Below are 21,092 nucleotides of genomic sequence, written 5' to 3' on the forward strand. Positions count from 1 at the left end.
GCCCTCTTCCTCGAGATAGATGGGGAGCGGCATGGACCACAACAGCGCTGCAGTGACATGGCTGACTGCACAGCGCTGTGTCACAGCGGTATGAAGTCGGCCCAGCAATGCGAGGTCCAATTCGCTTGCTCTTGCCAAGCGAATGCCACGACTCGGCGTCACAAGGTCTTTCGTCTGGAGTCGCCAGCGCGGCACTCCGGCAGCATAGGCATCGGCGACGAGAAAGCCCCTAGTGTCTACATTCGAGGGCAAAGGAGTGAGATTCCGCATGGATTCATGCTTGCCGGAAACGATGGCTCGCATTCGGTTATCCACAGAAATCGCCCTTCGGGGGGCTCTTGACTGTTCCTCCACACCCCTTGTGAGGCCCACTCTGCGGCCCAAACCACCAACCACACACGCAAAGCAGGCCCCGCAACCCAAAGCCCACCCGTTGCGAGGCCCACTCTGCACGCTAAACCCACGCCATACCCTGCAGAACGGGCCTCACAACATAGGGTTGAGCCATGGAAGCCACCGGGGTTGTTCTTGTTGCCGATGTTGGGAAGAGCCGTTGCCGCGTGGAGTTGCGCAGCGGCAATGAGTTGCTTGGCGCCGCCGACCAGCATGGCTTCCCCGGTGTGCACGTGGACAACGGACCCACCGCCGCGTTCGAACTCCTCCTCGAGACCGTCAGGCTGCTCCCGCCCGGGCTTCCAGTTGGCAGCATCACCAGCATTGGCGCAGCCGTTGCCGGCGTCGAAGCATCCGCGGAGAAGTCGCAGGAACTCGCCAGCATGTTGTCCCAAAGATTCAGTGTCCCCTCGGCCGTGCTCTCGGACGCCACGGCCGCCCAACTCGGCGCTCTCCAAGGAGCCCCCGGCACCACGCTCATTGTGGGCACAGGCGCCGTGGCCTTCCGCTTCGACGAAGCCGGCGTCCTCCACCGGGCCGACGGCTGGGGTCCCTACCTTGGTGATCGCGGCAGCGGCAGGTGGATCGGCCAACAGGGTCTGCAGGCAGTTCTTGAAGCGCACGACGGCGGCCCGGCCACCTCGTTGTCGGCTGCGGCTGGCGCTCTGGTCGAGTCGCCCGAGCTGCTTCCAGGCTGGCTGGCCGAAACAGAGAACCCCTACCGGGCGATGGCCCGTTTCGCGCCGCTGGTTCTACAGGCAGCGGAGGCCGGTGACGCCGTCGCACATGACATTGTGGGCGAGGCGTGCCGCATCCTGACCAAAACCGTTAAGCGCGCGAGCGGCACCGAACCCGGCACACCCCGCGTGGCGCTCCTTGGCGGAGTGGTGGGATCGGACTTCTTCTCGGCGCTCTTGCGCAAGTCCCTCGCTTCGGCTGGGATTGAGGTGGTGGTCCCGCTGGGCGATGGCTTGGACGGGGCTGCCCTCGCTGCGACGCGCCGCGGGCTCATCCAGGAAAGGTATATCCACCGTGACGGAACAAACTGGCCCGACTGACGACAAACTTGCGGGCCTGCGCACGGAACTCGCCGGGTTGCAGACCGAGGCCACGGCCGAGGGCCTGGAAAACCTGGACATCCTGGGCACTGAAGAACTCGTAGCTGCGATGCTTGCCCACAGTGCAGGAGTACACGCGGCCGTTGAGGCTGCGAGCCCGGCAATTGTTCAAACGGTCGACGCCGTTGCGGAGCGACTCCAGCGCGGGGGCCGCCTTTTGTATGTGGGAGCCGGAACGGCCGGCCGACTTGGCGTGCTCGACGCAAGCGAGTGCCCGCCGACGTTCGGCACCCCGCCGGGACTCGTCGTCGGACTTATCGCCGGCGGAACCAAAGCGATTCAGCAGCCGGTGGAGTACGCCGAGGACAACGCAACTGCCGGCGCGCGCGACCTGCACGATATCAACGTGACTGAAGCTGACGCCGTCGTGGGTATTACGGCCTCGGGCCGGACGCCGTATGTGATCGGGGCGCTGGAAGAAGCACGGAAGCGCGGGGCGTTTACGGCGTCGCTGGCGTGCAACAAGGGCTCGGCCGTGAGTCATCTGGCCGATGCCGCCATTGAGGTTGTGGTGGGTCCGGAGTTCATCGCGGGCTCCACCAGGCTGAACTCCGGCACGGCCCAGAAACTTGTCCTCAACATGATCAGCACCTTGGTGATGGTGAAGCTCGGCAAGACGTACGGGAACCTCATGGTGGACCTGCGTGCCACGAACGAGAAATTGCTGGCCCGCTCGCAACGGACTGTTCAGCACGCTACCGGCGTGTCTGCTGAGGAGGCAGCTGCTGCTTTGGATTCTGTTGGCGGTTCGGTGAAGGCAGCTATTTTGGTACTTCTGACAGGCATCGACGCTGGTCAGGCCAAGGGTGCTTTGGAAGAAGCCGGTGGTTTCCTGCGGAGGGCCATCGAGAACCGGAAGTAACGCGGACGGCGGTGCTCGCCCCAGCGCATAAAGTTGCATGCAGGAGGGCAAATGAATACATACACAGCCGTGCCCAGCGGCGAACAAGTTGTGCAGGAACTGCCGTGGCGGTGGAAAGTCCAAGGGCGGATTTTCCTGATCGGCGGGCTCGGGTTCATGTTCGATGCCTGGGATGTCACGCTCAACGGCATCCTGATCCCTCTGCTGTCCAAGCACTGGTCCTTGCGACCGGCTGACGCCGCGTGGATCGGTACGGCCAACCTGATCGGCATGGCTGTGGGCGCGTTCGCGTGGGGAACCATTGCGGACACCATTGGGCGCAAGAAAGCCTTCACGGCCACCCTCCTGATTTTCAGCATCTTCACGGTTCTGGGTGCTTTCGCCCCGGACATCGTGTGGTTCTGCATCTTCCGCTTCATGGCCGGCTTCGGCTTGGGCGGCTGCATCCCCGTGGATTATGCGCTGGTGGGTGAGTTCACGCCGCGCAAGCAACGGGGCAAGGTGCTCACGGCCATGGACGGCTGGTGGCCTGTTGGCGCAGCGCTGTGCGGTTTCATTTCCGCCGGGCTGGTTGCGGCCTTTGGCGACTGGCGGCTCACCATGCTGATCATGGTGCTGCCCGCGTTGTTGGTCTTCTGGGTTCGCCGATCTGTTCCTGAGTCGCCGCTGTTCCTGATTCGGGCGGGCCGCCGTGCCGAAGCTGCGGCGGTGATCGATGGTCTGGTCGAGGCAACCGGCGCTTCGCCGCGGGCGTACAGCTTGCCCGAACCGCAGGCGGCACCCCGGCTCTCCCCCGGCAGCGCTTGGGCCCAGTTGCGGGGGATCTGGCAGTTCAACTGGAAGATCACCACCGCGGCTTGGGCTCTGTTCTTCAGCATCTTGTTGGTCTATTACTTGTCGCTCACGTGGATGCCCCGCATTCTCATCGGCGCCGGATTCGAGGAGTACAAGGCGTTTGTCACGACGGCGAGCATGGCCGCCGTCGGACTTCTGGGCGTGGTGGTAGCGGCGCTCCTGGTGGAGCGTGTGGGCCGCAAATGGATCCTGGCCATCACCGGTCCCCTGTCCGCTCTGACGCTGGTGATCGTGGCCTTTGTGGTGGACGTGCCCTCGGCTGCCGTGTTCTGGCTGCTGGTGTTCGGGTTCGTGGTCCAGGTGGCCATTCCGGTGCTTTACGCCTACGTCTCCGAGCTGTACCCGACGGAACTTCGCGGCTCTGGCTTCGGCTGGGCTTCGACGTTCTCCCGCATTGGCGCCGGGTTCGGCCCCTTGGTGTTCGCCTCGTTCTTCTGGCCGGAGTTCGGGTTGGCGCAGTCGTTCGCGATGGCCGGTGGTCTGGTGCTGTTGTCTGTGCTGTGGATGGCGTTCTTCGCCCCCGAGACGAAGCAGCGCGTCCTCGAATAACCCGCTCCCAGCTGGGGGCGGTCGGCTACTTAGCGACGGCGGCGAGGTCTGCGAGGGTCTGGACCAGCAGGCGGCGCTCCACTACCTTGATGCGCTCGTGCAGGGATTCCTCGGAGTCCTCGGGAAGAATAGTCACGGCTTCCTGGGCAATGATGGGGCCGGTGTCCACGCCGGCGTCGGCCCAGTGAACGGTGCAGCCGGTGACTTTCACGCCGTACGCGATGGCGTCGCGCACTCCGTGGGCGCCGGGGAATGAGGGCAGCAGCGCGGGGTGTGTGTTGACGTATTTGCCGCCGAAGGCATCGATGAAGTCGGCGCTGACGATCCTCATGAAACCGGAGGAAACCACCACGTCCGGCTTGTAGGACAGGACTTTGTCGCGCAGGGCTGTATCCCATTCGGCGCGGGTTTCGAACGAGTTGAAGTTGACCACAAAGGTCTCAATTCCGGCTTCGTCGGAGCGCTCCACACCGTAGGTATCGGGCCGGTCGGCGCCCACAGCGGCGATCTCGACATCCAGTTCACCCGACTTCACGGCGTCGATGACAGCCTGAAGATTTGAACCGGTACCGGAGACGAGGACAACAATGCGCATTGCACTAGCTTATGGGCGGCTCGCGTAGGCTGGAAAACATGAATCCCGACGTCGGTTCCAAGCCGAACCAACAACCCCGCTCCGAGGCCGAGAAATCTGCCCTTGGCGTGAGCCAGAACCTCTTCCGTGCCTTCCTCTTGGCGGCTTTGGGTGCGTTCTTCGTGTTCTCCCTGAACGTGGATTACGTGTGGTTGAGCGCCATCCTGACGCTTGCGGCGTTGGTGTTGGGCGTCGTGGTGTTGGTGCGGACGCTCAAGCACAAGCATCCGAAACTGATGCTGTTCGGGACAATTTCGGGCCTGGTTGTCACGGCAGTCATGTGCCTGCTGATCCTGACGTCCGCGCTGTTCTTCAACCAAGTCAGCACGTACCAGGACTGCTCACGCAGTGCGCTGACGGAATCCGCCAAGACGCAGTGCCTGACCCAGCTGGAGAACTCGATGCCGGGGCCGTTGCGTTAAGAACCCCGGAGCTACTGAGCGGACCCGCTCAGGCGTGTTCGTCGTCGTACGCTGCTTCGTCCAGGTTTGCTTCGCGCTGCTTTTGGCTGCGTTCCAGCCACGGCCCCACTGCGTAGCCAATCACGACGCCGATGCCCACTTCGGCGGCCAGCCAGACTGCCATCCACAGCGGGTGCGGTCCGATTTCCGTGAGCCGTCCGACGCCTGCTGAACCGCGGGCGATCCAAGCCAACGCCCCGCCCAGAAGCCCCGCAACAGAGCCGATAAAGGCGCCCAGGAAAAGGGTGGAAACGGTGGCCGTGAACCATCGGGCTTTGATCTTGATGGAGAGCCACTCGTCAAAATGGTTCTCGCCTTCGCGCAGGAACCACCAACCCGCCAAGATCCCGGCCACCACCGGCAGCGCCAGGGCCATGGCTCCGGCGTCGAACTGTCCGGCGGGAAGGGCGCCGAGAACCGGGACGGCCGGAAGAGGTCCGACGGCGGTGCCCAGCGGACCCGCTGCTGAACCGACGCCGAGCGAGAAGCCAGCGCCGGTGGACCAGGACAGCGCGAAAATGACGAGATTGGGCAGGTACCCGAGCTGCGCGATGGTGAGCACCGCACCGCCCAAGGCACCGGCTTTCAGACCTTCGTAGACGGCAATGATGTCCGTCCAATGCCACACAATAGTCACGGCCAAGAGCAGCGCGGCCAAGCAAACAGCGGCCATGGCAGCTACGAAGCCTGCCTTCAATGCCGAACCCACATAGGAGCCCGCCCACCGGGAATGCTGGCTGGTCTTCGCGAGCCAAGCGACGGCGTCGACGCCGATCAGCCGGCTCCACGAGCCTGCCTCGCGCCGGGCGCCCACGATCATGCCCAAGCCAAAGGAGATCAGCGGGATGGTCATGGCGAACCAAAGGTTGATGACAACTTCCGGTGTTCGGCACACGAATCCGGTGGCCGTCCCGAAGGCCGCATACACCACGAACGCGCCAAGGAACGCCTGCCACAACTGGTCTGTGTAGGACGCCCGGGCAAGTCGACGGCCCGCCCGCCATGCGAGCAGGAACGGAATGAGCGTCAGACCAAGGGGTATGAGGGACAGCAGCCCCGAACCGGGTTGGGCCGCAGTTCCGAGGTTCACGTGCGCCAGTTCCAGCGGAACACCGTGGATCAGCAGCCAGGCCTGGCCCGCCAAACGGGCCAAGGAGTCCACATTCCGGTCCTGGAACCCGTCGGTGGCCCACACCCCCACCAAGGGAAGGATCACAACAATGGCCGAAATAAAAGCCGCCTGAGCCGCTTCCAAACCACCCTGTAGCCAAAGGGGCATCGGGAGGCCACGGTTTCCGGTCTGATCAGCGCGCAGTTTCATCGTGATCTATCGTGCCACGGTACGCCGCACTCCCCCGGCAGGCTCCCCTGAAATACCGCGAATTCCAGCGCTTTTTCCAGAGGGCGGCCGTAAAATGGGAGGTGTTCTCCCGGGGACGGAGCCCTCAAAGACCACCTCAGCTCTTCCCCGCCCCGCACAGACTTTGAAAGGCCCGGAAACAATCGAAGCCGGGAACTAGGAGCGGCCAATGGATAGGTGTCACAACTCATAACAGAAAGTCGTACTAGCAGCTGGTGCAGCCGCCTTGGATTTCGTTCCCTAGGCTGCACCAGCCTTCTTTTGTTTCTAACCCCTAGCGCACTCCTGGCTAAAGCTGTGGCCCGTAGATGAACTCCTTGGCGTGGTTGACGGCCTTCTTGAAGGCGTCGTTGCGGAGTGTCACCTGCTCGCGGCTGGCTCCCGCGCTGGGTTCCAGGAACGTCGTTGGTCCTGGGCGGAGCATCCAGATATCCCCGGCCGGCGGGAGGTAGAAGACGCCGAACGAGCGGTGCTCGGGATCGTCAGTCCAGATGGGGACCACGGCCACGGCAGCGCCGGTGTCCGGGTTGATCCATTGAGCGCGGGGCATGGGTTGTTCGTGGACTTCGGGGTCCAGGAACGGTGCCGTCCCTCTCCCCCAGCGTTTCTCGAACCGCTCGTAGAACGCGGGAATGATGTGGCCGTCGTAGGGACGCCAAGCGCTCATGGATTACTCCTGGGTGATCTCAGATTGCGGGGTGAAGGATCCCAACGTGACGGTCCGAACGACAGTGGGGACTGCTCGCGTTGGGGAGCCGTGGATCCGGACCGGTGGAAGCGCACTTTTACGGGCGTCCCGCCCGTACCGCCGGGTGTTCTGCGCGCACGATCGTAAGCCGCCCGCTTCCCTGGGTCCGACAAAACGACGTACGCCTGCATGATGGCGTGCAGTTCCTGAAGGTCGGCCGCGGAGGTGGTGTCGCCGTCGTCGACCCTTTGGCGTGTGTCCGGGTGGTGAGTCCGCAGCAGTGCACGGTAGGCGCGGGTGATCTCACGGGCCGTCGCGTCCGGCGACACGTGAAGCGTGGCGTAGTGGTCAGGTTGGGTGCTCACCTGCTGCTCCGATTCCTGCTGCGGACTGGGAGATGGCCCCCGGCGTGGGCCGGGGGCCATCAACTCGGGAGACGACGGGCGGGGGTCGCTTTCATGTGCGCTAAAAACGCTGTGACGTGGCGCGAAGCCTGCGCCCAACTATTCCGATGCGGCCGCCTCCGTTGTTCCCGGCTGTCGCCCTGCCGTTCGGCCACCCCCGGGTGAGCCTTCCGGCAGGGCGGACGGGATTAGGCGTTGATTTCCTGCCTCTGCCCATTGGATTGGATCTCGATGCGCCGCGGCTTGGCCTTCTCGGCGACGGGGATGCGGAGTGTGAGCACCCCTGCGTCGTAGCTTGCCTGGACGCCGTCGGTATCCAAGGTGTCACCGAGGATGAGTTGGCGGCTGAAGACGCCTTGGGGGCGTTCGGCGGCGATCATCTCGGTGTTCTCGCCTGCGGGCGACTTGCGTTCGGCCTTGACGGTGAGGACATTGCGCTCGACGTCGAGGTCAACGGTCTGCGGATCCACCCCTGGCAGATCGAAGGCAACAACGAATTGTCCGTCCTCCTGCCATGCATCCATCGGCATTCCGGCCGGGCGTGCTGTTGTGCCAAAAACCTGTTGGGCGAGCCTGTCGAAATCGCGGAACGGGTCAGTGCGCATCAGCATGTGGTTCTCACTCCTTTGGTCTTGATGCTGATTCTGTTGTTGGTACCAGCCTGTTGGATCTGTATTGGTTGGTATAGATTTTTTATAGCACCAGTGACAAAGTAGATGCAAGTGGTTTTCCGGAAGATTTTTGGAGGTTCTTGATGGCAGCTTCGGATGGTGAGACTGCCGCTGAAGAGTACGACGGCGGTCTGGCGGCTTCCGGTGCGGACGGCACCTCAGGTGGGGACCCGGACTCGCGCGGCGTCTACGCAATCTCGGTGGCGGCGGAGCTGGTTGGCACAGGGCAGCAGAACATCCGGCAGTACGAGCGCAAAGGCCTGCTCACCCCCGACCGGACCGACGGCGGCACTCGCCGGTACAGCGAAAGCGACCTTGCGACGCTGCGACGGATCGGGGTGTTGCTGGATGAGGGGCTCAACCTGGCCGGGGTGAAACTAGTGCTGGAGCTGGAGGCCGAGAACCGGGGGTTGACGGAGGACAACCGGGGGTTGGTGGAGCATAACCGTGGGCTGACGGAGCACAACGAGGAGCTGCGGGCGGACAACCGCGGGTTGCGGAAGGATTTGAAGCGGGCGCGTGGCCGCGGTGACTAAACCACATCATCAACCGCCTGTGGTTCCGACACCGCACCTCCCATCGGACATTCCTGTCCGGGGAACCACCCCAGGACGCACTTAAGCCCGGACAGACGTGCGCACCCCTTCGGGCAAGGAATTTGGCTTCGCATGCCCGCTAGAGCTGGCGACTACGTCTCCTTGCAAGCAGACTTAGCCGTGATCATATAAGTCCCCGAACCGAGGCTCCAGCCACACGATGTGGTAAACATCGCCCACTCGGACACCCGCCATCGGAAGCAAGCCGGAATACCTCAAAACAAGAAAATTCTCTACGTCACCAAAAACTCTGGGTATCGTAGCTCGTATCGAAGATGCCGGCATCTTTTCGGATCCAAGGCCATGCTTGGGGGCCCGTTGTATTTCCGTCCAAGTCATCCCCCTACGCTTGAACAGTGCCATGGCAAATTCCGCCCGCGCCTCTTTGGACAAATCTTCAACGGAAAAACCGGACTGCATATGATTCAGACAAAATTTGACGTTATTCTGCGCCGTAGTTGTCGTGTTGGTTTCTACGGCCAGGACATTCCCGGAATTCTGCGGGCGCTTACCCTTTTTCATGCTACGGCCGCTCATCAGGCTGAAGTAATTTTCGACTTCCCAGCAAAGTAGGCTTTCAAGTCGCTCTTCGGAATCTTAATGAACCGCTCATCGGGAGTGAAGTGCTTGAGCCACGGGTCCTGCGTGTGAGTGATGTTTCGCAGCTTCCAGGCAGCCATGGCACCATAAGTGTTCCAACAAGCTATTAGGAATTCTCCGACTTCATCCTCGTAGGAATCCCAATCAAACGCAGCATCATCTGGCTGTATATTGCCAGATCCAAATTTCTTATACTCGCGATACACCGATGGAACGACGGGTCCGTGAGCCCACGCTTCCATGTCGTCTTCGAACAACGGAGAGCCCCCCGTTAGATCCATGAAGTGCCCTTGGGCAAAGTAAAGGAGCTTTTGAAGCTTGAGGTTAGATAGTTCGGCGTCCTCGGCCGCTGCCCACTCGACAAACCAACGCGCAATGTCAATGGCTGAGTGCTTCGTCATCTGGTCCTCCTTCCGCCTAGAGAGCTGAACCAGCGTGCGTCTCCACACCTGTCCATGTTAGTCGACTGCTTCTAGGCTAGTTTCATCGGCCAAGGCCCTTACATATAAGGTGCCATGGACCACCGACAAAATAACTTGCACCGCCGCCTCAGCTCTCTGTGGTCAGTCCCTTGGCCAGTTCCTGGCAAGTAGAGCGCGGTCGTTCATGGGTTCCGGTTCATGTTCGCGATTAGAGCCACACAGGGTTTTGAAGCTCCGCGCGTCCCTTTTACCGCCGGACAATCGCCTACCAACCAACCCACCTGTTAACCCACTCTTCCCCCACAAGCCACCCGTTCGAACCCGCCCCGCCAACCGCCGCGACCACCGTTGGAGGCGTGAGGATCGCAATCGTCGCCGAATCATTCCTGCCATTGATGAATGGGGTAACCCACTCCATACTGCGGGTACTGGAGCATCTGCAGGAGCGCGGGGATGAGGTGATGGTGATCGCGCCGTCGACGTCGGACACTGATGTTTCGAGCGTCGAGAAGGGTGCGTATGTGCACCGGCTTCCTTCTGTGCCGCTGGCCGGTTACACGAATGTGCGGGTTGCGTTGGGTGGTGTGAATCGGGTCAAGCGAATCCTTGCCGATTTCTCCCCCGACGTCGTTCACCTCGCTTCCCCTTTCGTCCTCGGTTGGCGCGCCGTGCAGGCTGCCCATCAGCTCGGCATCCCGACTGTCGCGATCTACCAAACCGAGGTTCCCAGCTACGCCGCCCGCTATGGTGTGCCGTTCCTGGAGAACTGGGCCTGGAACCGTGTGGACAACATCCACCTCCTGGCGACCCGAACCCTGGTGCCGTCAACTTTCGCGCTGAACCAGTTGCGCGGACGCGGCATCCTGCGCGTGGACATGTGGCGTCGTGGTGTGGATACCGCGCGCTTCAACCCCGCAAAACGCTCGACGGCGTGGCGCAGCTCGGTAGCGCCCGACGGTCACCGGATCATCGGCTACGTGGGCCGGCTCGCCGTCGAGAAGCAGGTCGAGGACCTTGCAATCCTGGCTGATGTGCCGAACACGAAGCTGGTCATCATTGGTGACGGTCCCCAGAAAGAAGCACTGCAAGCCGCGCTCCCCGACGCCCACTTCGCCGGTTTCCTCGGCGGAGAGGCACTGGCGCAGGCCGTCGCAGGTTTCGACCTCTTCGTCCACCCCGGCGAGTTCGAAACGTTCTGCCAAACCATCCAGGAAGCCATGGCATCGGGCGTTCCCGTGGTTGCGACTGGCCGTGGCGGCCCCTTGGACCTCGTGGAGAACTCACGCACCGGCTGGCTGTACGAACCCGGCAACCTCACCCAGCTGCGCGGCTACGTGCAGGATCTGATCGGCGACGACGCCAAGCGCCGCGCATTCGCAACGGCCGCAACCGTTTCGGTCCAGGGCAGGACGTGGCCTGTTCTCAGCGCGGACCTGGTGCGCCACTACGACGAAGTCATTTCCGGTGTGCCCAGCGGAACGTCCGGGCCCAGCGAGTTCACCTCAAGCAAAGGACCCTCCTCATGAAGATCTCCGTGATCGGCTGCGGCTACCTAGGCGCAGTTCACGCCGCGACGCTCGCTTCGATGGGCCACACTGTGGTGGGCATCGACGTCGACTCTTCCAAGGTTGAGCAGCTCAACAAGGCGATGGCGCACTTCCATGAACCCGGCTTGGACGAGCTCCTCAAGGACGGCCGCACCACTGGCCGCCTCGTGTTCACCACGGATTTCGCTGCAGCCGCAGATTCCCAGGTGCACTTCCTTTGCGTCGGTACCCCGCAGTCCAAAACCTCCGACACGGCCGACCTTTCCTACCTGATGAGCGCCACGAAGAGCCTCCTGCCGCACCTGGCCAAGGGTGCCGCCGTCGTCGGTAAATCAACAGTGCCGGTAGGCACGGTGGAGACGCTTCGTACCATCCTGGCCCGCCGCTCGGACGTGCTGCTCGGCTGGAACCCGGAGTTCCTTCGGCAGGGCACGGCAGTGAAGGATTCGTTGGTGCCCGACCGCTTGGTTTACGGCGTCCCGGGCGGCAAGGGTGCCGCTGCCGGCGCTCCGGTTACTGCGGTGCTGGATGCGGTCTACGAACCTCTGATCAGCGCCGGCATCCCGCGGTTGGTCTGCAATTTCGCGACGGCGGAACTCATCAAATCGGCGTCGAACGCCTTTCTGGCCACGAAGGTCAGCTTCATCAACGCGATGGCAGAACTGTGCGACGCGTCGGGCGCTGACGTGGGCGAGCTGAGCGAGGCGATGGGCCTGGATCCGCGCATCGGCAACCGCTACCTGCACGCCGGGCTCGGGTTCGGCGGCGGCTGCCTGCCCAAGGACATCAGGTCTTTCCGTGCACAGGCGCGCGATCTTTCCGTGCCGTCCGTGGATGCGTGGATGGGCTTGGTTGACTCGGTGAACCTGGACCAGCGCTCCCGCGCCGTTGAGGTAGCCCGCGAGATGTGCCGTGGTTTCCTGTCCGGCCGGACAGTGACCATCCTTGGTGCGGCGTTCAAACCCGACACCGACGACATCCGCGACTCCCCCGCCCTGGACGTCGCCCAGCAACTCGCCGCCGCCGGCGCGCACGTAACCGTCACCGACCCCAAAGCCATCAACAACGCCTGGATCCGCTACCCACAAATCCGCTTCGAGGCCTCCACCAAACGCGCCCTCGAAGGCGCCGAGCTAGTGCTGCTGCTCACCGAATGGGACGAATACGTCTCGCTTTCGCCTGTTGTTGCGGGATCATTCGTACGACGCCGGATGGTGCTGGACGCTCGCAACGTACTGGACGCTGAGGCTTGGCGGAGTGCGGGGTGGACGGTTCGCGGGTTGGGGACGGGTGCTTCGGTTGTTGGTGCTGAGGGTGGCGCTGCGAAGGCTGCGGATAGGACGAAGCACGCCGCGGCTAAGTCATAGCGTTAGTCCTGCAGGCGGCTCTGCACGTCGAGCAGGAACTTGATGCCGGCATCGGATAGTTCCAGCTCACCTGAACCCCACTTGGTGGAGCCCCAAAGCCTCAGGCAGATCAAGCTTTGATGGACATCTATCCTCAAGCCACGTGCCCAGTCCAGCGGAATATCGGCACCTGTCGTGGTTCGTAAGCCGCGATCGTGGAGCGCGAGCTGCACCACCTCGTCCACCAGTTTCCAAGGCGGCTTGCTTCCCGTAAGCTCCCAGTGCACTACGAGCTGAGTGGCGAGCTTTACGCCCTCGTGTCCGGGTGATGCTAATCGATCAGCCACATAGTGCCAAAGCATGGTCGGCCTTTTGATGAGCTTTCTGGCTGCCGGTGTTAGGAGCAGCCTGTCCTTATTCTTGCGAAGGAGTTTCCACTCCTGAAGCCGTTCGCGGACGACGCGGACAGGTGCTGCGTGGCTTTCTGTGGAGACGTTCGCATTCCAGGGTTCAATCCACTCGAGTTCCGTCATTGCCCGCTTAACGACTGCGGGCTTGAGATAGCCCGCCCCTGTCAGCGGCAATCCATCTGGGCCGGCCTGGTTGAGGAACCAAAGGACGGGGCCCAGGACGAACTCCACCTCTTCATCGGAAACGTTCCCCGGCCACAACCGACGAGCCAATAGTCGCAGGTGATCGTTCGCGTCGTTGATGTCAAAACCGGTCGGATCGAACTTTGCCAGACTCTCCTGGGTCACGAACTCGAGCCACTCAACAGCTTCCTGGTGCTCAGGGTGCTTGGGGTTGGAAACCACTGCCACTACGTTGGCGTAGCCGTGGACTCCCCCGGAATCCTCCAGGGGTCCCCGCATTGAGCCGCCGGTGCACGTGATCGCATTGCCCTCAAGCACGGCAGGCCCAACCACGTCGATCTCGTGGGTCCAGTTGTCCCCGAAGTCATAGTCGTACTCGAGGTCCGACCGGCCGGGGACCTTCGCGTCAAAGAGCTCAAGTAGCCGCACGCCGGCCGCTACCTCGCTACCCGCGGGGAGATCGCCGTCGTCTACCGCCATGATGATGCGCTTCTTACCTGCGCGGTCATGGCCCGCAACGGCGTAGAGATGCGAGTCCTTCCAGCCGAACGCGCACTGGATGGCCCCGTGAAGTTCAGCGACCGTGGCGGTTTCGGGGAGGACGAGCTGCCGCCAGATCAGCGGCTCAGTCTCACTGATGGAAATACGCAGCTCGACGGCCGGGACATTTGTGGATGATTCCATGACCGCCATTCTTCCAGTGCCAGGGACGCGTTTCGCGTCACGTGTCCTTGATTTGGCCTACTACACCTTTGGACGGGGCTAAATCGACGAAGACTAGGACTTGCCAGTGATCACACACTTCTACCCAGCGGTGCTTCGCGTTGTCACATGCGTCATAGCTGTGTGTTCTGCTGTGTCCGCCACCTTGCTGGGGGCAGCACCTCCCCCGGAAGGTTTGGACATCCTTGACCCCTCGGACGTGCGGACCACCACGGTGGTTCTCACAATGGCCTTGGGAGTTGTGGCGCCAGTAGGGATGTTGATTGCCGGCTCCCTCAAGTGCCTTCTTCTAAAAGCTGGGGTCTTCGCAGCGTCGGGTTTCGGCAATGCCATGATGCTGAGCCCGCTTGTGGTGGTTCCTTTTCAGGAAACATCCACCATGCTGGCGGTTATCTGCTCGGTAGCCCTGACTATTGCGAGCATCATTACGTACATGGAATCTGTTGAACGCAGAAACGCTCGACGGCGGGCCAACACCTAGGCGCTCGGTTTCAGCACCTATTTTCGGTCCTTTCCACCCCTAATTTGCTCCAAATTGGCACCTATTTGCCTCTTTCGAACACCTAGTGCCGGAAATCGCCCATAGTCTCTTCTTGTGCCTTCGGGGCGGATCCCGATGTCCGGAGGGAGTCCCATCCGCCCTGGCGTAGGAGGCACGACGGCGCGGCTCCACCGACCACCCCCTGGTGGGGCCGTGCCCAGCCGGAGCGTTAGCGGGCTGAACGGCTAAGCCGCAAACGCACCAAGCGATAGACGATCCCAACCGCGAACATCAACACACCCACGCCGGCAGATATCGGCGGCAGCGTGGCAACGAGAACCACGCAGGCAACCGCGCCCGCAACCTGCAGGAACCTCGGATATCGGCGGTCTTCTGCTGGCTGGGTGTAGGCGGCGATGTTGGCCACCAAGTAGTACAGCAGAACTCCGAATGACGAGAAGCCGATGGCCCCGCGAAGATCGGCCACTGCGATGATGATGCAGATCACCGCGGTCAGCGCCATCTCCGCACGATGCGGGACCTTATACCGAGGGTGCACTGCGGAGAGCCAAGGGGGCAGGTCGTGTTCCCGGGCCATGGCCAGGCTCGTCCGTCCGAGGCCTGCGATGAGGGCCAATAGCGCACCCAGCGACGCCACGGCGGCACCGACGCGTACCACGGGTGCAGCCCATGCCAAGGTACCGGCATTCACAGCATCGGCCAACGGCGTTGGCGTGGCAGCCACCCCGTCGGGGCCAAGGGCCGCGAGCAAGGTCACTGCTATGACGGCGTAGATGAGGATGGTGATACCCAGGGCAATGCTGATCGCCCGTGGAATGGTGCGTTTGGGTTCGCGTACTTCTTCGCCCATTGTTGCAATCCGTGCGTACCCGGCAAACGCGAAGAACAGTAGCCCCGCCGATTGCAGAATCCCGTACCAGCCGCTGGCCAACAGTCCGTCGCCCAGAAAGCTGCCAAAGTCAGGACCTGAGCCACCCCACACCGCCGCGATCGCAATTGTCAGAGCAGTAAGCACAGCGACCACCAGCACACGCGTTAGCCCGGCGGTGCGGGTCACCCCGTGATAGTTCACCGCAGTTAGAACCACGACGGCGGCAATCGCCACCGGGCGCTCCCAACCTTGGGGTGCGGCATAGGCGGCGAAGGTCATGGCCATGGCTGCGGCACTCGCCGTCTTGCCGATGACGAATCCCCATCCGGCCAGGAACCCTGGCCACGGACCGAGCCGTTCACGACCATAGACGTACGTGCCGCCGGATGTTGGGTAGGCAGCAGCGAGCTGAGCTGACGACGTGGCATTGCAGAAGGCGACGAAGGCAGCCACCACCAAACCGATGAGCAGCCCCGATCCCGCGGCTCCGGCGGCTGGGGTGAACGCCGCGAAAACACCTGCACCTATCATGGACCCCAGCCCAATCAGCGATGCGTCAAACGTGCCTAGCCGGCGCGCCAAAGCCCGAGAGTTGCTCACGATGATCCAGCCTATCCCGGGTCAGCGGGGCGGAAGTGAATTACCCACCAGCATGAAGAGGCTATTGCGGGACGTTGCACCGGACTTCCGCAAGGCGTTGGAGATATGGTTTTCCACTGTCCTCGCACTGATGCCCAGCTGTTCCCCGATCTCCACATTGGTGAGGTGACCGGCCAAGATAGCTACCTCGATCTCCCTTTCGGTCAGCGGTGTTGCCCTGAAGGAATTGAAGGAAAGCTGCTCGTTGGCTGACGGGAACCGAACAGCAAAGACAGAGGAAGCTTGTGCCATGGCATCAGCTGCGGCCGCGTCTCCTTCGATGACGTGGCGTTTGAGCGCTCCCCGGAGGAGCATCCCCACCTGGTACGTGTCGATGTCAGGTTCATAGTGTTTGAGGAGGAGGCCAAGGAGCTTGTGGTCGCCCTCCACCACTGCGCATGCAATGGCGACGAGCTGGTGGTGAACCGTGAGGCCGCTCTCCTGCAGGATCTTTTGCAATAGATCCAGGACCTGCCGGCCAGGAATCAGGCACGTACAAAGCAACGCTGTCATCAAGGCTTCCAGGACGTAGCCGCTCTTCAACTGCTGCTTGATGAGTTTGGTGGCTTTCCGGTCGAAAGTGGAAGGCTGAGTGCTGTTGTGAGCAATGAGTTCGTAGGCTCCCTTGCCGATGCCAGGAAGGGGGCCAACGTCGGCCACGTCGGTTCGTGCCTGCGCGGCTATGGACAGCGTTGGCAGCAGTGCGGTGGTGGCGTGCCGGAGCCCCGCGAGCCTGAGCATGGCATCGTAGAGGGAATCCACAACGAACCCCGGACGGCCCATGGCGAACACGCTGCTCATGAGGTACTCAGCCTCTTCGAAGTGTCCACGGTATAAGAGGCCATGTGCAGCTACATAGCTGCTGGTGATCACACCGAATTGGTCCAGGTTCTTCCGGGACTCGGCTCGCCAGTCCAACGCCATCACCAGGGACTCCTCCACCCGGCCTGCCGCGAACAGGGCGAAACTGCGGACGAATGGGCGCAGATGCGGGATGGCGTCGTCGTCGCCTGCGCCTTCCACTGCGTCCAAAGCCGCCGCCGGTCTGCAGCGGTAGAGCTCCAAGAGTCCTTGAACCAAGCCCCCCAATCCTGTCTTGTTGCTTTCAGAGGTCGCTGGCAAGTCGCCGGTGTCCAGTCGCCCCCTGCCATGGGAGACGTTGATGAATAAGATGGCGTCGTTAACTTCCGTCAGCAACTGCGGATTATCCCCTGCGAACTTTTGGAGGATCTCGACGGCGGCTCTCGGGCCGCGTCCGGTGTGGATCGCAAGCATGGCCTCAGTGACGGCGACAAACAGTAGGTCCTGGGGTTCGGCGTCGAAGTTTGTTGTTTCAGCGCAGACACTGCTGGCACGCTCCACGTCCACGGGCGCTCCCCAGTAGATGCGAAGGACTGCCGCGGCGTTGGCTGCTGACTTATTGGCCTGCCAGCGTTCGAAGCGAATCTGTTCACGGTCCGCGTTGTACTCGTGAATTTGTCTGGAGGTAATAGCGTCGTCGTCAGCCTTCTCAAGCCGGAGGGCTGATAGGGCACGGGAAAGGCAGTCCGCGGTGCGCTTTTCCGGGACCGCGTGTGGCGCGGCCTCCAGGATGCCGGCGATCTTCGTGCGGAGCAGTCTGCTGTCGCGCAGCTTCTTGCTGTCGCGGAAGTAATCGGCGATGACTGGTGGGCTGATGGCGGCGATGGAGCCACCTTGATGATCGGCCAGTACGGAAAGGAATCCTCTGCGTTCCAGACCTTCCAGGGCGTCCGGGTGAATGACTTTGAGGAGCACATCCACCCGTGCCGTGCCCAGAATCGCCATGATGTGCAAGGCTGTGAACTCGTCAGCGCTTAGTTCGGCCAGGAGCGCCTCCAGTGTGCCGCGCAGGTGCTCGTTCCATAGGGTCTCAGCAGACATGGTCCATTGCTTGTCCTCCATGACCAAGAGGTTGCTCAGGACTGCGGTCTCTGCGATCCGTACTACCAGCCGCGGATTGCCGGCGGACTTGGTGAGAATGCGCGCAGTTGTGTCTGCGTCGGCCGGCGCGCCCAGAACCTGTGCGATGAGAAGGTGAACTTGCTCGTAGTGAAGCGGATCCAATTGCAGATGCGCCTCCCGGCCAAGGTTGAGCACGGCCAACTGACCTCTGGAAAACGCCCACGTTTCGGGGGCCGTTGCCACCATAGGACAATCCGACCTTCGCCTGACAGCCTCCAGTACAGCCAGGGACTCGCTGTCCAGGAGGTGGAGATCGTCAACTACCAGCAAGTGCTTGCCGGGCTTGGCCAACTGGCTCGAAAAAACGTCGGCGATGTCCAACACACTGCTGCGTCCTGGCCTCACGTCAAGCCCCAGCCCTTTGATGGCCGAATACGGGATGGATCGATGTGTGCGGAGACCACTGACGAAGTGCACGGAAACTCCGGATTTCTCCAAGTTGCTCATGACGTTGCGCAATACTGTCGTTTTGCCGCCGCCCGGTCCGCCGACCACCCTCACTCCGATTCCGCGTGCGACGAAGTCCAGGATTCGTTGCACCTCTGAATCGAACACGTGACCTCGCCTCCTGTTCCTGTGGTTGTCCGACATGCGGCTCACTTCGCAGGCTAGAACGTGAAAACGGGACTAGGTGGCAAAACTGCCTTGCACAGGCAGTTTCGGGGCGGTCTAGGTGGTGATTTGGGCCAAATTAGGTGCTCGCGGGCCTCTTCTAGGTATATGAGGCCTTTGGAGGTTGACTGTTCCATGGGGTACTTCCTCAGCTCGCCGGGTGGATTACGTTCCACGCTACGGAGAACTGGAATCAAATTACATGGGTGTAATTCGCTATGTGGATATGTGTTCTATTCTAACTGCCAGCTATAGAACACATCTTCTATATGAGGGCAGACAAAAAAGCAGGGCCGGTCAGTGACCGGCCCTGCTCCTTAGTTATCCGAAGACTAGATAGCCTGGATGTTTACTGCCTGGGGACCCTTGGGGCCCTGCTCGACGTCGAAGGAAACCTTCTGGTTCTCTTCGAGGGAGCGGTAGCCCGAGGAGTTGATCGCAGAGTAGTGAGCGAAAACGTCCTGGCTGCCATCTTCAGGAGAGATGAAGCCGAAGCCCTTTTCGGAGTTGAACCATTTCACGGTACCTGTAGCCATTTTTTCAGTCCTTACTGAAGGTGGAGATTGTCCCGACTTTCGGGTCTCCGGGTGTGGGGTGTTCTCCACCGTTACTTCAGAAGGTCACGATCCGGAAGGATCGTGGGGACTGCCTGAACTACCAAATGCCAAACACAACAACACCGTCAAGTCTACATACATCTGAGCAGATAGCTAGTGCTGGGAAATATTTATCCATCGGATGTGTCCCGTGGAGGCAGTTCCAGGTCTTTAGCGCCCAGAGATCGTTGCGTCGCCACTGACATTTTTGGCGTCGGGAGACGCTATTTCGCCGTGGGCGCTACTGGGGTTCATCACCCTTGGCTGTGCCTTGGAGCCTGTCCTTGATCACCCAACTGGTGATTGCCGGAGCTGCAGTAGCTATAAGGCACACTGTTGCCCAGAAGTTGTCCAATAGTCCTGTTACCAACAGAACCAGGCTTAGTGCAGCCACCACCGGCGTTGCGATATCGAGCACCCGAAGCAAGGTTGCGGTCTTCATATCCAAATCCCCCCAGATTCTTTTCCCGAAAGCCTACGTCCTTTGAACACACGCAGCATCCGCCGGCCGCACATCCCCGGACGCATGGCCGCGCCCAAATAAGGTGGTCTGAGCCGATCTGAAGGAGGCGCAACCATGGCGGACGACGCCGCGTTTGAACCAATTCCCGAGCTGGACGGGCAAACGTCCATTCACAACTTCCTGCCGCCCACCCCCGCCACGACGCCCGTAGAGATCCGTGAGCCGACGGACGGAGAGCTGGCCGCGTTCTTTGAGGCGCAGAGCCAATAGGAAATCCTTCTTCTCCCATCCCCAAAAGCCACCCTCGAGCGTAAACTCCACCCCATGGGACCGACCTCTGACACGGTCATCATCGGCGCGGGCCAAGCCGGCCTCACGACGAGCTACTGGCTCACGCAATTCGGCGTCGAGCATCAGATCTTGGAACGGCGCGACTCACTTGGCGGCGCATTCCAGGACCGCTGGGACAGCTTCTACATGAACACCCCCCAACCTTGCGTTGGACCTCCCCGGGATGCCGTATGACGGCGACGACCGGGACTCGTTCATCTCTCGGGACGCCATGGTGAACCTCTTCAGGCGGTACGCCGAACTGATCGCCGCTCCAGTACACACGGGTGTCGATGTGACCCGATTGACCTCATCACCGAACGGTGGATTCAACCTTGAGACATCGCTCGGGAACCTGCGCGCACGCAACATCGTCCTGGCAACGGGCGCCTACCAAGTTCCCAAGATCCCCGCACTGGCCGCCAAGCTTCCCGCCGACGTCACCCAACTCCACACCCACGACTACCGCAGTCTGTCGCAGCTCCCAGCGGGGGCAGTGCTCATCGTCGGCACCGGCCAATCGGGCGGGCAGATTGCCGAGGAGCTGCACGCAGCCGGCCGCGAGGTCCATCTCTCCGTCTCCATCGTGCCCGAAGCGCCCCGCCGATATCGAGGCCAAGACCTCATCTACTGGATGCTCGAAACCGGCAAGCACGGCCCAGACTACGGCGTCAACGCCCTCACCACCGAGGCGCTCCCCTCCCCCGCCTTACGCTTCGCGCCCAACCCCCTGCTCTCGGGTACCGACGGCGGCCACGCCATTCACCTCCGCGAACTCGGCCGCCGCGGCATGCACCTTCACGGTCACGTGGATACCATCGACGACGGCGACATCACCTTCAGCGATGACCTCCCTGAGCGGCTGGGCACAGTTGAGTCGCTCTTCGCGCAACGCTCGGGAAGGGCGATTGATGCGTACATTGCGGCGGCAGGGATCGACGCGCCGGAGCAGCCGCCTTTGGCAGCGGACGACTGGCTGCCGAGTGAGCCACTGCGGGTGAACCTCGTCGATTCGGACATCACATCCGTTTTGTGGGCAACCGGGTTCAGGCTCGACTTCCGGTTCGTCGACATGCCCCTTGTGGACGAATGGGACTACCCCAAACACACGCGAGGTGTCACCGAGATTCCGGGCTTGTACGTCGTCGGGCTCCCTTGGCTAACCCGGCATTATTCAGCCATAGTCGGCGGCGTGGGCTTGGATGCCAGATATGTCGCTGAGCGAATCTCCGGCCCGTGAACATCAAGTCAACACTCAGATGAAACGCTCCTAG

Annotated in this window: 21 protein-coding genes and 1 pseudogene; 10 read left to right on the plus strand and 12 right to left on the minus strand. The window is 61.8% G+C overall.

Annotation, left to right across the window (positions count from 1 at the left end; translation table 11 throughout):
• Positions 1 to 506 precede the first annotated feature (506 nt).
• The 3 genes from HAV21_RS09310 to HAV21_RS09320 are packed head-to-tail and all read left to right on the plus strand — an operon-like array spanning position 507 to position 3,777.
• The gene (locus HAV21_RS09310) at positions 507 to 1,451 is read left to right on the plus strand and encodes a BadF/BadG/BcrA/BcrD ATPase family protein (protein ID WP_166841483.1); all 945 of its coding nucleotides are present in this window, start codon (positions 507 to 509) and stop codon (positions 1,449 to 1,451) included.
• Positions 1,426 to 2,373 (plus strand): N-acetylmuramic acid 6-phosphate etherase, encoded by a 948-nt coding sequence (murQ, locus tag HAV21_RS09315; RefSeq protein WP_166841484.1) that lies wholly within the window; start codon positions 1,426 to 1,428, stop codon positions 2,371 to 2,373. The genes HAV21_RS09310 and murQ overlap by 26 nt, the downstream gene beginning before the upstream one ends.
• A gap of 51 nt (positions 2,374 to 2,424) precedes the next feature.
• Positions 2,425 to 3,777, plus strand: coding sequence for an MFS transporter (locus HAV21_RS09320; RefSeq protein ID WP_166841485.1), 1,353 nt, complete (start codon positions 2,425 to 2,427; stop codon positions 3,775 to 3,777).
• A gap of 25 nt (positions 3,778 to 3,802) precedes the next feature.
• Here the strand turns inward: HAV21_RS09320 and purN are convergent, their stop codons facing one another.
• Positions 3,803 to 4,372 carry a phosphoribosylglycinamide formyltransferase gene (gene purN, locus HAV21_RS09325; protein WP_166841486.1) on the minus strand — a complete coding sequence of 190 codons (570 nt, stop codon included), beginning with the start codon at positions 4,370 to 4,372 and terminating at the stop codon, positions 3,803 to 3,805.
• Positions 4,373 to 4,383: 11 nt separating this feature from the next.
• On the opposite strand from purN, the gene HAV21_RS09330 reads away from it, so the two are divergent.
• On the plus strand, positions 4,384 to 4,833 hold the full coding sequence (locus HAV21_RS09330) for a hypothetical protein (protein WP_142939963.1): 450 nt from the start codon (positions 4,384 to 4,386) through the stop codon (positions 4,831 to 4,833).
• A 28-nt stretch (positions 4,834 to 4,861) separates the two neighbouring features.
• On the opposite strand, the gene HAV21_RS09335 is transcribed toward HAV21_RS09330, so the two are convergent.
• The 4 genes from HAV21_RS09335 to HAV21_RS09350 all read right to left on the minus strand — a co-directional run bounded on the left by HAV21_RS09335 (position 4,862) and on the right by HAV21_RS09350 (position 7,935).
• The gene (locus tag HAV21_RS09335; protein ID WP_166841487.1) at positions 4,862 to 6,193 is read right to left on the minus strand and encodes a DUF6350 family protein; all 1,332 of its coding nucleotides are present in this window, start codon (positions 6,191 to 6,193) and stop codon (positions 4,862 to 4,864) included.
• 328 nt (positions 6,194 to 6,521) lie between these two features.
• On the minus strand, positions 6,522 to 6,899 hold the full coding sequence (locus HAV21_RS09340) for a hypothetical protein (protein ID WP_142939965.1): 378 nt from the start codon (positions 6,897 to 6,899) through the stop codon (positions 6,522 to 6,524).
• Positions 6,896 to 7,285, minus strand: coding sequence for a J domain-containing protein (locus HAV21_RS09345; RefSeq protein WP_166841488.1), 390 nt, complete (start codon positions 7,283 to 7,285; stop codon positions 6,896 to 6,898). The genes HAV21_RS09340 and HAV21_RS09345 overlap by 4 nt, the downstream gene beginning before the upstream one ends.
• A gap of 227 nt (positions 7,286 to 7,512) precedes the next feature.
• Complete coding sequence (locus HAV21_RS09350) at positions 7,513 to 7,935, minus strand: Hsp20/alpha crystallin family protein (protein WP_142939967.1); 423 nt, start codon at positions 7,933 to 7,935, stop codon at positions 7,513 to 7,515.
• A gap of 143 nt (positions 7,936 to 8,078) precedes the next feature.
• On the opposite strand from HAV21_RS09350, the gene HAV21_RS09355 reads away from it, so the two are divergent.
• Complete coding sequence (locus HAV21_RS09355; protein ID WP_166841489.1) at positions 8,079 to 8,531, plus strand: MerR family transcriptional regulator; 453 nt, start codon at positions 8,079 to 8,081, stop codon at positions 8,529 to 8,531.
• A gap of 174 nt (positions 8,532 to 8,705) precedes the next feature.
• Here the strand turns inward: HAV21_RS09355 and HAV21_RS09360 are convergent, their stop codons facing one another.
• Together HAV21_RS09360 and HAV21_RS09365 are read right to left on the minus strand one after the other, a co-directional pair.
• On the minus strand, positions 8,706 to 9,113 hold the full coding sequence (locus HAV21_RS09360; RefSeq protein WP_166841490.1) for a hypothetical protein: 408 nt from the start codon (positions 9,111 to 9,113) through the stop codon (positions 8,706 to 8,708).
• A 14-nt stretch (positions 9,114 to 9,127) separates the two neighbouring features.
• Positions 9,128 to 9,592 carry a type II toxin-antitoxin system antitoxin SocA domain-containing protein gene (locus tag HAV21_RS09365; RefSeq protein ID WP_166841491.1) on the minus strand — a complete coding sequence of 155 codons (465 nt, stop codon included), beginning with the start codon at positions 9,590 to 9,592 and terminating at the stop codon, positions 9,128 to 9,130.
• Positions 9,593 to 9,969: 377 nt separating this feature from the next.
• On the opposite strand from HAV21_RS09365, the gene HAV21_RS09370 reads away from it, so the two are divergent.
• Positions 9,970 to 11,139 carry a glycosyltransferase family 1 protein gene (locus tag HAV21_RS09370; protein ID WP_166841492.1) on the plus strand — a complete coding sequence of 390 codons (1,170 nt, stop codon included), beginning with the start codon at positions 9,970 to 9,972 and terminating at the stop codon, positions 11,137 to 11,139.
• Entirely contained in the window at positions 11,136 to 12,527 is a 1,392-nt protein-coding gene (locus HAV21_RS09375) for a UDP-glucose/GDP-mannose dehydrogenase family protein (protein WP_166841493.1), read from the plus strand. The genes HAV21_RS09370 and HAV21_RS09375 overlap by 4 nt, the downstream gene beginning before the upstream one ends.
• Before the next feature lie 2 nt (positions 12,528 to 12,529).
• On the opposite strand, the gene HAV21_RS09380 is transcribed toward HAV21_RS09375, so the two are convergent.
• Complete coding sequence (locus tag HAV21_RS09380; protein WP_166841494.1) at positions 12,530 to 13,783, minus strand: plasmid pRiA4b ORF-3 family protein; 1,254 nt, start codon at positions 13,781 to 13,783, stop codon at positions 12,530 to 12,532.
• Positions 13,784 to 13,889: 106 nt separating this feature from the next.
• On the opposite strand from HAV21_RS09380, the gene HAV21_RS09385 reads away from it, so the two are divergent.
• Entirely contained in the window at positions 13,890 to 14,303 is a 414-nt protein-coding gene (locus HAV21_RS09385; protein WP_142939983.1) for a hypothetical protein, read from the plus strand.
• 229 nt (positions 14,304 to 14,532) lie between these two features.
• On the opposite strand, the gene HAV21_RS09390 is transcribed toward HAV21_RS09385, so the two are convergent.
• The 4 genes from HAV21_RS09390 to HAV21_RS09405 all read right to left on the minus strand — a co-directional run bounded on the left by HAV21_RS09390 (position 14,533) and on the right by HAV21_RS09405 (position 19,467).
• Positions 14,533 to 15,795, minus strand: a complete 1,263-nt coding sequence (locus HAV21_RS09390) for an APC family permease (RefSeq protein WP_166841495.1) — start codon at positions 15,793 to 15,795, stop codon at positions 14,533 to 14,535.
• A gap of 21 nt (positions 15,796 to 15,816) precedes the next feature.
• The gene (locus HAV21_RS22200; RefSeq protein ID WP_347877630.1) at positions 15,817 to 18,372 is read right to left on the minus strand and encodes a helix-turn-helix transcriptional regulator; all 2,556 of its coding nucleotides are present in this window, start codon (positions 18,370 to 18,372) and stop codon (positions 15,817 to 15,819) included.
• A gap of 389 nt (positions 18,373 to 18,761) precedes the next feature.
• Positions 18,762 to 18,965, minus strand: coding sequence for a cold-shock protein (locus tag HAV21_RS09400; RefSeq protein WP_011773907.1), 204 nt, complete (start codon positions 18,963 to 18,965; stop codon positions 18,762 to 18,764).
• Positions 18,966 to 19,266: 301 nt separating this feature from the next.
• Positions 19,267 to 19,467, minus strand: a complete 201-nt coding sequence (locus HAV21_RS09405) for a hypothetical protein (protein ID WP_142939985.1) — start codon at positions 19,465 to 19,467, stop codon at positions 19,267 to 19,269.
• Between the two features lie 135 nt (positions 19,468 to 19,602).
• On the opposite strand from HAV21_RS09405, the gene HAV21_RS09410 reads away from it, so the two are divergent.
• Entirely contained in the window at positions 19,603 to 19,758 is a 156-nt protein-coding gene (locus HAV21_RS09410) for a hypothetical protein (protein WP_166841496.1), read from the plus strand.
• 54 nt (positions 19,759 to 19,812) lie between these two features.
• Positions 19,813 to 21,058 (plus strand): annotated as a pseudogene (locus tag HAV21_RS09415) (NAD(P)/FAD-dependent oxidoreductase).
• The last annotated feature ends 34 nt before the right edge of the window (positions 21,059 to 21,092 follow it).

Source organism: Paenarthrobacter sp. MSM-2-10-13 (assembly GCF_011605365.1).
Classification (GTDB): domain Bacteria; phylum Actinomycetota; class Actinomycetes; order Actinomycetales; family Micrococcaceae; genus Arthrobacter.